This is a genomic window from Streptomyces sp. NPDC005533 (genome assembly GCF_042871845.1).
Classification (GTDB): domain Bacteria; phylum Actinomycetota; class Actinomycetes; order Streptomycetales; family Streptomycetaceae; genus Streptomyces.
In genome coordinates this window covers 39,480-52,423 of sequence record NZ_JBIAJH010000029.1, presented here as the reverse complement: position 1 = coordinate 52,423, position 12,944 = coordinate 39,480, and the positions used below count along the sequence as shown (strand labels likewise).

Below are 12,944 nucleotides of genomic sequence, written 5' to 3'. Positions count from 1 at the left end.
GTCCGCCCGGTACAGTCCAATCCCGTGACCGCACGGCTAGCCGACATCGCAGCCCAGGCGGGGGTCAGCGAAGCCACAGTCAGCCGCGTGCTCAACGGCAAGCCCGGTGTGGCCGCCGGCACCCGTGAATCCGTACTGGCCGCCCTCGACGTGCTCGGCTACGAACGCCCCGTACGCCTGCGCCAGCGCAGCGCGGGGCTCGTCGGTCTGATAACTCCCGAGCTGGACAACCCCATCTTCCCGGCGCTCGCCCAGGTCATCGGCCAGGCCCTGACCCGGCAGGGGTACACGCCGGTGCTGGCCACGCAGACGCCCGGCGGGTCCACCGAGGACGAGCTGACCGAGATGCTGGTCGACCGCGGGGTCTCCGGGATCATCTTCGTCTCCGGTCTGCACGCCGACACCACCGCCGACATGGGCCGCTACGACCAACTCCGCGGGCAGGGCGTCCCCTACGTGCTGATCAACGGGTTCTCCGACAAGGTGCAGGCCCCCTTCGTCTCCCCCGACGACCGGGCCGCGATGCAGCTCGCCGTCACCCACCTCACCGCACTCGGCCACACCCGGATCGGCCTCGCCGTGGGACCGAAGCGCTTCGTGCCCGTCCTGCGCAAGATCGAGGGCTTCCGGCTCGGGATGAAGGACCGGCTCGGACTCGACGAGGCCGAGGTCGAGGAGCTGGTCCAGCACTCCCTCTACACCCTGGAAGGCGGCCAGGCCGCCGCGGCCGCGCTGATCTCGCGGGGCTGCACCGCGGTGGTGTGCGCGAGCGACATGATGGCGCTCGGCGCCATCCGGGCCGCCCGCCAGCAGGGGCTGCGGGTGCCGCAGGACGTGTCGGTGGTCGGCTTCGACGACTCCCCGCTCATAGCGTTCACGGACCCGCCGCTGACCACCATCCGCCAGCCCGTGCAGGCGATGGGGCAGGCGGCGGTGCGGACCCTGCTGGAGGAGATCGGCGGGACGCCGGCCCCGCACAGCGAGTTCGTGTTCCTGCCCGAACTGGTGGTGCGCGGCTCCACGGCCTCCGGCCCGGGGCAGCGTCGCGCGGCGTCTCGTACCTGAGACGGACCGGCTGCGGCGAAGACCGTCCCGAGGGATGATCGGAGGCGGGAACGCATCTGGCAGACTCTCTCCCCATGGGTGAATCGAGCGTGAAGACACTGGAAACTCCCCCAGCTACCGCCGGGGGCACCCCCAGGACGGACGTCTCCTCACCCACCGCGGTCGAGACGGAGACCCGCCCGGGTTCCGACCGCGCCCTGCTCTCCCGGCTGCGTGCCCCCCGCCGGCCTCGGATCTGGTTCGAGGTCCTGCTCATCGCGGTCAGCTACTGGACGTACTCGCTGATCCGCAACGCGGTGCCCGAACAGAAGACGGTCGCCCTCGCGAACGCCGACTGGATCTGGGGCGTCGAGCGGAACCTCGGCATCGCCGTCGAGCAGTCGGTCAACCACGCGATCAACTCCGTGACGTGGCTGATCGTGGGCATGAACTACTACTACGCCACGCTCCACTTCATCGTGACCATCGGTGTGCTGGTGTGGATCTACCGTTTCCATCCGGGGCGGTACGCCGCCACGCGCCTGGTCCTCTTCGCCACCACCGGTGTGGCCCTGGTCGGCTACTACTTCTATCCGCTCGCGCCGCCCCGGCTGATGAACGGGCAGGACTTCGTCGACACCGTGCTGGTCCACCACACCTGGGGCTCCATGGCCTCCGGGAACCTCAAGCAGATGTCGAACCAGTACGCTGCGATGCCGTCCATGCACATAGGGTGGTCGCTGTGGTGCGGGCTGACGATCTTCGCGGTCGCCTCGGCCCCCTGGGCCCGCATCCTGGGGCTGCTCTACCCGACGGCGACCCTCGTCGTCATCGTGGCCACCGCCAACCACTTCTGGCTCGACGCCGTGGGCGGCATGCTCTGCCTCGCCTTCGGCTACACCGTCTCGCGATCCTGGTACGGCTCGATGCCCCATCGCCTCCCCCGCCACCCGAAGCCCACGGGCCCCCACCCCGCTGCGGACCTGCTGAACCGCTTCCGAGCCCGCGCCTGAGCCCTGTCCCCACGGCTCCGCCCGTCCCGCGGCTCCGCCCGCGCGACCGCAAAACACTTCGACATCGGTCGACGTGATCGGCGATGCTTCGCGCGATGACCAGAATCGACGACACGCCTCCCGCGTGGGACGAGCGCACGCAGCTCACCACGTTCCTCGACTACGCACGTGACACCGCCCGCGCCAAGTGCCGGGGCGTCTCCGCGGAGAACGCGCGCACGGCGCTCCTGCCGGGCTCGCCGCTGATGACCATGAGCGGGGTGATCAACCACCTCCGCTGGGTCGAGTACCACTGGTTCCAGGTGGTCTTCCTCGGCGAGGAGGACCAGGGCCCCTGGACCGACGAGGACCCCGATCGCGAGATGCGGATCGCCGTCGACTTCCCGCTGCCGCAGCTGCTGGAGGAATACGCCGAGCAGAGCGCCCGCTACCGCGCACTCGTCGCGGGGAGCGGTCTGGACGACCGGGCGAAGCGGGCCGTCCGCAACGGCCTCCACGTCGACCTGCGCTGGATCCTCCTCCACCTGACCGAGGAGACGGCCCGCCACAACGGGCACCTGGACATCCTGCGCGAGCTGCTCGACGGCACGACGGGGAACTGAGACACCCACTGCCGCGATTGCTCTCGCGCCCGCCACCGGGGCCGATATCCGCGAAGTCTTCTGCGACCGCGTGAACTTCCGTGCCGCCGGAGATCTTTCCGGAGCCGCTGCGGAACGCGAACCCGATCGCCGCGTCCACCGTCCACGAGGCCCGGGCCGTCGGCAGGCGTCTGGCTGATCTTTTCCAGCCCTGGCAATTCCTCCGAATGGGGCCGCGGGAAATGGGCACGCTTTTCGCGTGCGCCCCGCCGTGTCGCGGACGCCGTGACCCGGCGCACGGTTGCGTGACATGCGTCACAGCATGAACCTCGCCGCCGGACCCTTCCCGGGCATCGCGCGCCCTCGACATTTCGTCATTTGTCCCTTTTGGATTCGACATTCCCCTCTCCGGCGGGAACGGAATCCGCGCTACCGCTGGACCTTTCGTCGACTTCCCTGGTCACGGGCGTTCCTGAAGACGCATCACATGGTTGTGCAAGTGACCTGATCGTGACCATGCACGATCATCGGCCCGTTTCAAGCCGGGTATCGAATGCCCCGCGTGCACGCGAAACGGAAACTTGCCAGGCCATTGGCGGGCTTCTAAGAATGTCACTATTCCGGCGTCCCGCAGTTCCGGCGCCGGAAGCTTCGCGATCACCGAATGAGGTCATGCATGCAGAAGCATCGGAAGAAGAAGCCGTACCGGAAGATAGTCATCGCCGTCGGCGTTCTGGGAATCGTGGGTGTCCCCACCGCCGCGATGGCCTGCTTCGACACCCAGGACGGCGGCCGCCCGCAGAACGCGAGCCACCAGCAGCGACGCCCCTGGCAGTACGCGCCCTCGGCCGCCCCGAGCACCGCGGCCCCCGTGGACGTCGTCCCGACCGCGCCGAGCAGCCCGCCGGCCACCGAGCCGGGCAGCCCCGTCGAGGCGCCCGCGCAGCCCGTCGTGGAGACGCCCGCGCCCCCGCAGGAGCAGCCGCAGCAGCCGCAGCCCGCGAAGCCGCCGGCCGCCACCAGGAAGCCGCAGGCGCCCGAGCCCCCGAAGGCCTCGACCCCGGCCGCCCCGGCCGCCTCCGGCTCCGCCGCCGCGGTCCTCGCGCTCGTCAACCAGGAGCGCGCCGCCGCCGGCTGCCCGAACCTCACCCTCAACGCGAAGCTCACCAAGGCCGCGCAGGACCACAGCGCGGACATGGCCGCCCACGCCAACATGTCCCACACCGGTTCCGACGGCTCCGACCCGGGTGCCCGTATCACCCGCGCCGGATACACGTGGAGCGCGTACGGCGAGAACGTCGCCTACGGCTACAGCACGCCCGAGAAGGTCATGGAGGGCTGGATGAACAGCCCCGGCCACCGGGCGAACATCCTGAACTGCTCCTTCAAGGAGATCGGCATCGGCCTGGCTCAGCCGAACCACTACTGGACCCAGGACTTCGGCACGGCGCGCTGACGCCACCGCCGGGGCTCAGCCCCCGTAGAACAGTTCCTCGACCACCGCCCGGGCACGGCGGGTGATGCGACGGTAGTCGTCCAGCATCTCCCCGACCGTGCCTTCGGCGTATCCGAGGTAGCGGCCGACCGCGGCGAGTTCGCGGGCCTCCGACGGGAAGGTGTCCCCGGCGCGGCCGCGGACCAGCATCACGGCGTTGCGGACCCGGGTGGCCAGCACCCAGGCCTCGTCGAGGATCTGCGCCTCGTCCGTCGGGATCAGTCCGGCCGCGTGGGCGGCGGCCAGGGCCTGGCGGGTACGGGTGGTGCGCAGGCCCGGTTCGGCCCAGGCGTGCCGCATCTGCATCAGCTGGACGGTCCACTCGACGTCGCTGAGGCCGCCGCGGCCGAGTTTCGTGTGCAGGGTGGAGTCGGCGCCGCGCGGCATCCGCTCCGACTCCATGCGGGCCTTGAGCCGGCGGATCTCGCGTACGGCGTCCTCGCCGAGGCCTTCCATCGGGTAGCGCAGCGGGTCGACGAGCTCGATGAAGCGGCCGCCGAGGTCGGCGTCGCCGGCGACGGGCTCGGCGCGCAGCAGGGCCTGGCTCTCCCAGGTCAGGGACCAGCGCCGGTAGTAGGCGGCGTAGGAGGAGAGGGTGCGCACCAGCGGGCCGGAGCGGCCCTCGGGGCGCAGGTCCGCGTCGATGAGCAGCGGCGGGTCGGCGGTGGGCAGCTGGAGCAGCCGGCGCATCTCGGCGATGACGGTCTGGGCGGCCTTCGCGGCCTCCTGTTCGTCGACTCCCTCGCGGGGTTCGTGGACGAAGAGGACGTCGGCGTCCGAGCCGTAGCCGAGCTCGTGCCCGCCGAAGCGGCCGACGCCGATGACCGCGAACCGGGTGGGCAGGGTGTCGCCGTAGTGGTGCTGGACGGCGGCGCGCAGGGCGCCGGCGATGGTGGCGGCGGTGAGGTCGGAGACGGCGCCGCCGACCCGGTCGACGAGGGCGCCGTGGTCCTCCTCGGCCGGATTGTCCTCCGTGCCGTAGGAGCCGATGATGTCGGCCGCGGTCGTACGGAAGAGCTCGCGGCGGCGGACGCCGCGGGCGGCGGCGACGGCGGCCTCGGCGGTGTCGGCGCGGCCGACGGCGGCCATGACCTCCTGTTCGAGGGCCTCGTGGGTACGGGGCTGCAGGCCTTCGGGGTCGCCGAGCAGGGCGACGGCCTCGGGGGCGCGCATCAGCAGGTCGGGGGCGAGGCGGCCGGCGGACAGGACCCGGGCGAGGTTCTCGGCGGCGGCGCCCTCGTCGCGGAGCAGCCGCAGGTACCAGGGGGTCTTGCCGAGGGCGTCGGAGACCTTGCGGAAGCCCAGCAGGCCGGCGTCCGGATCGGCGGAGTCGGCGAACCAGCCGAGCAGCACCGGCAGCAGGGTGCGCTGGATGGCGGCCTTGCGGGTGACGCCGGAGGCGAGCGCTTCGAGGTGGCGCAGGGCGGCGGCGGGGTCGGCGTACCCGAGGGCTTCGAGACGCTGGCCGGCGGCGCGCGGCGAGAGCCGGGTCTCGCCGGGGGTGAGCTGGGCGACGGCGTCGAGCAGCGGCCGGTAGAAGAGCTTCTCGTGCAGGCGGCGGACGACGGAGGCGTGCCGGCGCCAGGCCTTGTTGAGTTCGGCGACGGGCTCGGTGCGCAGGCCCATGGAGCGGCCCAGGCGCCGCAGGTCGCTCTCGTCCTCGGGGACGAGGTGGGTGCGGCGCAGCCGGTAGAGCTGGATGCGGTGCTCCATGGCGCGCAGGAAGCGGTACGCGTCGTGCAGCTGTGCGGCGTCGGCGCGGCCGACGTAGCCGCCGGCCGCGAGGGCGTGGAGGGCGTCGAGGGTGCTGCCGGAGTGCAGGGTGGCGTCGCTGCGGCCGTGCACGAGCTGGAGCAGCTGGACGGCGAACTCGACGTCGCGCAGGCCGCCGGGGCCGAGCTTGAGCTCGCGGTCGACCTGGGCGGCGGGGATGTTGTCGACGACGCGGCGGCGCATCTTCTGCACGTCGGGCACGAAGTTCTCGCGCTCGGCGGCCTGCCAGACCAGGGGCGTTATGGCGTCGATGTACTGCCGGCCGAGGTCGGGGTCGCCGGCCACGGCGCGGGCCTTGAGGAGGGCCTGGAACTCCCAGGTCTTGGCCCAGCGCTGGTAGTAGGCGAGGTGGGAGGCGAGGGTGCGGACCAGCGGGCCGTTGCGGCCCTCGGGGCGGAGGTTGGCGTCGACGGGCCAGATGGTGCCCTCGACGGTGGTCTCGGAGCAGATCCGCATGAGGTGGGAGGCCAGGCGGGTGGCCGCCTGGATGCCCTTGCCCTCGTCCGTGCCGTCCCCTGCGGCTCCGCCGTGGGGAGACCCCACTGCCGCCTCCCCGACGAAGATCACGTCGACGTCGGAGACGTAGTTGAGCTCGTTGCCGCCGCACTTGCCCATCGCGATGACGGCGAGTCGGCACTGGGCCGCGTCTTCGGGGGCGGCGGCGGAGGCGATCCGCAGGGCCGCGCGGAGGGTGGCGGTGGCGAGGTCGGCGAGCTCGGCGGCGGTCTCGGCGACGTCGATGGTGCCGCAGACGTCGCGGGCGGCGATGGACAGCAGGCAGCGGCGGTAGGCGACGCGCAGGGTGACGGGGTCGTGGGCGTCCGCCAGGCCGTGTTCGAACTCGGCGAGTCCGGGGTGCAGGTCGGCGGCCTCGTAGGTGACGAGGGTGAGCCAGTCGCGGGGGTGGCGGGCGAGGTGGTCGCCGAGGGCCTCGGAGGCGCCGAGCACGCCGAGGAGGCGGTCGCGCAGCGGTTTGGCGCTGACGAGGGTGTCGAGGAACCCGGCCAGCTCGTCCGGCGGCTGCGCCTCGGCGAGGCGTACGAGCCCGAGGAGGGCGAGGTCGGGGTCGGCGGTCGCCCCGAGGGCGTCGAGCAGCACCGGATCGGCGCGTACGGCCGCCAGCGCGTCGGCGTCGAGCAGCCGGGCGGCGGTGGAGGGGTCGGTGAAACCGCTGCGGAGCAGCCGGATGAAGGTGCTGCTCCTGCGTCCCGGGACTGTCATCCCGCCGCCTCCCGCGGTCGTCGCTGCCACTGCCCTGGCGTGCCTGTGGTGAGCGTAGCCGGAGCAGGCGTTCGACTCACCGGCAGTACCATGACGGGGATTATCGGATTATCCGAATACTTAGTGCGTGATGGGGCCCGCTCCCCGCCGACCGGCCACGAGGAGCCCCATGTCCGACGGACACCCCGGCGACACCGGAGCCTGGGTCCACCCGCCGGCAGCCTGGCCACCGCCCGAGGGCCCCGACGCGGCCGCGGCCGACTTTGCCCGCCACCAGACCTACCAGGCCGAGCACCTCCAGCCCCACCCGACTCACCAGTCTCACCAAAACCAACAGCCCTACCCGCTGCACCCGGCCGGATCGGGCTACGCCCCGTACGAGGCCCAGCAGGCCGGGGCGGGCTACGCGCCGCAGCAGGACCGGCAGGGCCAGTGGACCGAGTGGACCCACGCGCCGCACGAGACCCAACTGGCCCAGCAGGCGCAGTCGTCGTACGGGACCGGGCACGCCCAGCCGCCGTACGGGACCGAGCAGCCCCAACCGCCGTACGGGGCCCCGCAGATCCGGCATGCCCACCCGGCCGGGGAGGCCTACGTGCCGCAGCAGGCCGGTGAGGCCCGGTACGCCTACCCGACCCACCAGGCCGGGGAAGCCTACGGGGGTCAGCAGGCCCAACAGCCCCCACAGGCCTACCCGTCCCACCAGGCGGAGCCGCCCCAGCACGCCTACCAGGCCCACTGGCCTCAGCAGGCCGAGCAGGGCCACCCGCCGCACGCGCCCGAGCAGGCCCAACAGGCGTACCCGCCCCACGTGGCCGGGGAAGCCCGGGCCCACCCGTTCCACTCGCCGTACGGCGCCGAACCGGTCCCACACGCCTACCTGCCCCATCAGATCGGGGAAGTCCCGGCCCACCCGACGACCCGCGAAGCCCCGCAGGCCCAGCACATCCGCCTGCCCCAGCAGGCCGGTGAGGCCCGGGCGTACGGTCCTGGGCGGACCCGGCGGGCCCACCCGTCTCACGAGGCCGAGCCGGCCCAGCACGCCCACCCCTCTCCCCGGACCGGGCACGTCCCGGCCGACCAGCAACAGCGGGCTCCGCAGGGCGAGGTACCCGAGGCGGACGGACCGGCCGGCGGGCGGAAGGCCGCGCGGCTGGCCCGTGAGGCCGAAGGTACCGGTGGCGGCGGCCGGCGCGGCCGCGCGAAGGCCCCCGCCGCGCCGCAGACCGCGCGCGGTCGCCGCCGCGCCGGCGCCAGGAACGGCTCCGCGGACGGCTCCGGGGACGGCTCCGGCTCCGGCGACGGGTTCGGGTTCGGGCCCGGCCCCGAGGCGGCGGCCGACCGCGAAGCGCGGCCGAACCCCCGTCACCGCCGGGCCCGTTTCGTCAAGGCCGTCGCCTTCTGCGCCGCCACCGCCGCCTTCGGCATGCTCGTGATCCGCGGCAACGAGGCCTTCGAAGGCCTCGCCTCCCCCGCCCACCCCGACAGCGCGGCCGCCGCCCCCTTGGCCGTCGCCGACGCTCCGGACCCCGGCCGGGTGCTCCAGGTCATCGCCCACCCCGACGACGACCTGTACTTCATGAATCCGGACCTCCGTTACTCCATATCCGCCGGCCACCCCGTGACCTCGGTCTACCTCACCTCCGGCGAGGCGGACGGCATCAACGCGGTCGCCGGCAAGGAGGCCGGGACCGCCGCCGACAAGCCCGCGTACGCCGAGGCCCGCCAGAACGGCATCCGCGCCGCCTACGCCAAGATGGCCACCGGCGACCGCGGCAGCGCCTGGAAGCGCAGCGTCGTCCCGACCAAGGGCGGCGGGCACGCCGAAGTCGACGTCCTCGTCGCCAAGCCCCAGGTCAACCTGGTCTGGCTACAGCTCCGCGAGGCCGGCAACGTCTACGACGACGTCCCCGAGAGCCTGCACGGCCTGTGGGACGGCAAGGTCGCCCGGCTGGATTCGATGGTCGCCTCCGGCTCGCCGGTCAAGCAGCGGTTCTCGTACTCGAAGGACCAGGTCGTCCAGACCCTCGTCGGCGTGCTGGAGCAGTACAAGCCGACGACCGTCCGCTCCCAGGACCCGACTCCCGGCCGGTTCCCGGACACCAAGCGGTACACCGACCACCAGGACCACTTCTACGGCGCCCGCTTCGTGCAACTGGCCACCGCCGCCTACGCGAAGGACGTCAAGGACCGCCCGCACTTCGCGGTGCAGAACTACCTCGGCTACTTCAACGGCTCCCTCCCCAGCGCGCTGGACCCGGAGGAGGCCAAGGAGAAGCTGGACATCCTGGACACGTACGCCTGGCTCGACCGGCAGAACCACTGCGGCAGCGCCGCCGGCTGCGGCGACCTCAAGATCTCCGACCATCCGGGCGGCAACCGGTGGTCGGACTCCATCAACTACGCCCGCGGCAACAGCACCACCTGGCTGGCCTCCGACGAGGAACGCGGGCTGTGGGCCTTCAAGGTGCTCGACGGCCAGGTCGCCGTCTGGCACCGGCCCGGTCTGGTCGGCCGCTGGCGGGGGCCGGACCTGCTGCCCGGCACCGGCATGGACCCGGGCGTCAGCACCGTCACCCTCAAGGACGGCCGGATAGCCGCCTTCGGTACCCGTACCTCCTTCGGCGCGAAGCCCACCGACTACAAGCGCGAGGTCGTCTACACCGTCCAGGAGCGGGCGGGGGCGGACCGGTTCGGGGAGTGGCAGTCGCTCGGCACCCCCGAGACCGCGGACGAGAACTGGACCTCCGACATCAGCTCCCCGGCCGTCTCGGTCGACGGCACCGGCCAGGCGGCGGCGTACGTCCGCGACGGTTCGTACACCCTGCGCGGCAGGGTGCAGCAGGCGGACGGCAGTTGGGGGCCCTGGGAGAAGTACGGCGGCTCCGATCTGCACGGCAGCCCGGCCACGGCGACCGACGGCGCCGGGCGGCGCATGGTGTTCTCCGCGACCTCCAAGACGGTCGTCGGCTGGGTGCAGCCGAAGCCGGGCGCCCCGCTGGGCCCGGTCTCGCCGACGGGGCTGCCGGACACCACGCTCCCGCTGACCGCGGAGGGCCGCGAGGGCGGGGTGCGGCTGTGGTTCCGCAAGCCCGGTTCGGGCAACGTCCGTACGGCCCTGCTGACGGGTGACGGCGGGCTGAAGCTGAACAACATGACCGACCTGGGCGGGCTGCGGGGCTTCGGCTCGGTGACGGCGAGCGGTCACGTGCTGGCGGGCCGTTCGGCGGGCGGGCAGCTGGGCGCGGAGGTCGGTCCGGGCCGGCCGTGGGAGAGGTCCCCGCTGATGTTCGTCGGCGCGCCGTCCTCCGTGATGCTCGGGAAGAGCATGGTCGGTCTGGCGGTGGTGGGGCTCGACGCGCGGCTGTACGTGACCTCTTCGGCCGACGCGCCGGACGCGTACCTGGCGCCGTGGCAGCCGGTGGGCCCGCGCAACACGGCGCCGTAGAAAGGGGCCCAGAGGCGGACGAAGCGCCTCCACATCACGCTCACAGCGCAGTCACATACCGGGATCAAAATCCCACAAGGAACCATCACACCCGGACGCTTTCGGAAAGTGGCAGTCATCGGCCGCATCGGTGAACCAAGTTCCCCGTTTTGGCCTCTCTCTGACTGCTCAGCGGATTCCCCGCCCGGAACGACCCAAGGCGTGACGCGATGCCCGTGACCCGTCGCCGCTTCGCGGCTCTGCTCACCGTGCTGACAGCCGGCGCCACCGGCGTGCTCTCCGTGGCCTCCGGCCAGCAGACCTCGGCCGAGGCCACCCAGGAGAAGGGCCCGACCGCCGTCCTGCCCGCGAGCGTCACCGCCGGGTCGGTCGTCCAGGTCGTCGCGCACCCCGACGACGACCTCTTCTTCATGAACCCGGACCTCAGCCGGTCCCTGCTGTGCGGCACCCAGGTCACCACCGCGTACCTCACCTCCGGCGAGGCCGACGGCCGCAACGAGGCCGGCGGCGGCGCGGCCAAGGACCCCGAGCAGCCCGCCGACCGCACCCACTACGCGGAGGCCCGGCAGAACGGCATCCGCTCCGCCTACGCCCAGATGGCCACCGGCGACCGCACCAGCGCGTGGAAGCGCACGGTCATACCCACCGCCGGCGGCGGCCGGGCCGAGCTCGACGTCCTCATAGCGAAGCCGCAGGTCAACCTGGTGTGGCTGATGCTGCGCGAGGCCCGCAGCACGGGCGGGGACGCCCCCGAGAGCCTGCGCGGCCTGTGGAACGGGCGGATAGCCTCGCTGGACGCGCAGCTGACCTCCGGCACCCCGGTCAAGCAGCCGTTCTCGTACACGAAGGACCAGCTGGTCCAGTCGATAGCCGGAGTCCTGGAGCTGTACCGGCCGACGACGATACGGATGCAGGACCCGACGCCGAACCGGTACGCGGACAGCGGCCGGTACACCGACCACCAGGACCACATGTACGGGGCGCGCTTCGTGCAGGCCGCCACCGCCGCCTACGCCGCCCAGGTCCGGCGCCGCCCCCGCTTCTCCGTCCAGAGCTACCTCGGCTACCACAACAGCACCCTGCCCCACTCGCTGGACCCGCAGACGGCCGAGGTGAAGACCAACTACCTGCGGACCTACGCCTGGCAGGACCACCAGGACCACTGCGGCAGCCCCTCGGGGTGCGGCGACCGCAAGGTGGCGGGCAACCCGACCGGGCGTAACTGGGCCCAGTCGCTGCGCTACACCCGCGCCGACAGCACCTCCTGGCTGACGCAGGGAACGCCGGGCCGCCTCTGGGCGTTCGCCGTGCTCGACGGCCAGATGGCGTACTGGACGCGGGGGTCCGGCGGCGACTGGACGGGCCCGGTCCTCCTCCCGGGCACGGGCATCGACCCGGGGGCGAACACCGCCCGCCTCCCCGACGGCCGCGTCGCCGTCCTCGCCACCCGCACCGCCCTCGGCTCCGCGCCCGCCGACTACCGGCGCGACGTCGTGTACGCCGTCCAGTCCGCGCCCGACGGGCCGTTCGGCCCGTGGCAGTCGCTCGGCACCCCCGAACGGACCGACGAGGAGGGCACCTCGGCGATCAGCGCCCCCGCGGCCGCCGTGGACGGGCAGGGCCTCCTCACGGTCTACCTGCGCGACTCGCGCCGCACGCTGCGCGCCAGCGCCCAGCTGCCGGACGGCGGCTTCTCCCCCTGGCAGCGCCTCGGCGGCGATGACCTGCAGGGCGACCCGGTGACGGCGGTCGACACCGCCGGGCGGCGCCACGTGTACGCCACCACCACCAAGTCCGTACTGGCCTGGACCCAGCCCGCCGCGGGCGCCACGCTGGCCGGACCGTCACCGACGGGCCTGCCCGCCACGACGGTCCCCCTCTCGGCCTCCCCGGAGGGCGCGGGCGTGCGCCTGTACTTCCGCCGCCCCGACTCCGGGGTCGTACGCACCGCCCTGGTCACGGCGGGCCCCAGCGCCAGGCCCCAGGTCTCCAGCGTCGCGGAGGCGGGCGGCCGGGCCGGCTACGGCGCGGTCGGCGCCGCGGGCCGCCTCGTGGCGGGCCGCGCCGAGAGCGGCACCATCGGCACGACGGGCCTCGGCGGCCCCCCTGCCTGGACGGAATCCCGCATGCTCTTCGCCGGCGCCCCCTCGGCCGTCCTCGAACCCACCGGCACCACCACGACAGCGGTCCTGGGCCTGGACGCCGAACTCCACACGACCACCACACCCACCACCCCCACCCACCCCACCTGGCACCGCGCGGTCCACTGACCCCCGACCACCGGCCCGGCCGAACACGCGGCCCGAATGAAACGGCTCCGGGCCGGCGGCTGAGTGCCACCGGCCCGGAGTGTCAGAAAATTCTGACAG

Annotated in this window: 7 protein-coding genes; 6 read left to right on the top strand and 1 reads right to left on the bottom strand. The window is 72.9% G+C overall.

The features are described from left to right. Positions 1-24 precede the first annotated feature (24 nt). The 4 genes from ACFYP3_RS26175 (at position 25) to ACFYP3_RS26160 (ending at position 4,094) form a co-directional block, all read left to right on the top strand. Positions 25-1,065 carry a LacI family DNA-binding transcriptional regulator gene (locus tag ACFYP3_RS26175; protein ID WP_388837126.1) on the top strand — a complete coding sequence of 347 codons (1,041 nt, stop codon included), beginning with the start codon at positions 25-27 and terminating at the stop codon, positions 1,063-1,065. Positions 1,066-1,139: 74 nt separating this feature from the next. Further along, positions 1,140-2,057 carry a phosphatase PAP2 family protein gene (locus ACFYP3_RS26170; protein WP_388837123.1) on the top strand — a complete coding sequence of 306 codons (918 nt, stop codon included), beginning with the start codon at positions 1,140-1,142 and terminating at the stop codon, positions 2,055-2,057. Positions 2,058-2,152: 95 nt separating this feature from the next. Continuing rightward, the gene (locus ACFYP3_RS26165; protein ID WP_388837120.1) at positions 2,153-2,659 is read left to right on the top strand and encodes a DinB family protein; all 507 of its coding nucleotides are present in this window, start codon (positions 2,153-2,155) and stop codon (positions 2,657-2,659) included. A gap of 655 nt (positions 2,660-3,314) precedes the next feature. Next, positions 3,315-4,094, top strand: coding sequence for a CAP domain-containing protein (locus ACFYP3_RS26160; protein WP_388837117.1), 780 nt, complete (start codon positions 3,315-3,317; stop codon positions 4,092-4,094). Positions 4,095-4,109: 15 nt separating this feature from the next. On the opposite strand, the gene ACFYP3_RS26155 is transcribed toward ACFYP3_RS26160, so the two are convergent. Further along, complete coding sequence (locus ACFYP3_RS26155) at positions 4,110-7,127, bottom strand: bifunctional [glutamine synthetase] adenylyltransferase/[glutamine synthetase]-adenylyl-L-tyrosine phosphorylase (RefSeq protein WP_388837114.1); 3,018 nt, start codon at positions 7,125-7,127, stop codon at positions 4,110-4,112. Positions 7,128-7,296: 169 nt separating this feature from the next. On the opposite strand from ACFYP3_RS26155, the gene ACFYP3_RS26150 reads away from it, so the two are divergent. Together ACFYP3_RS26150 and ACFYP3_RS26145 are read left to right on the top strand one after the other, a co-directional pair. Beyond that, on the top strand, positions 7,297-10,575 hold the full coding sequence (locus ACFYP3_RS26150; protein WP_388837111.1) for a PIG-L family deacetylase: 3,279 nt from the start codon (positions 7,297-7,299) through the stop codon (positions 10,573-10,575). A gap of 209 nt (positions 10,576-10,784) precedes the next feature. Beyond that, complete coding sequence (locus ACFYP3_RS26145; protein ID WP_388837108.1) at positions 10,785-12,845, top strand: PIG-L family deacetylase; 2,061 nt, start codon at positions 10,785-10,787, stop codon at positions 12,843-12,845. Positions 12,846-12,944: the final 99 nt, after the last annotated feature.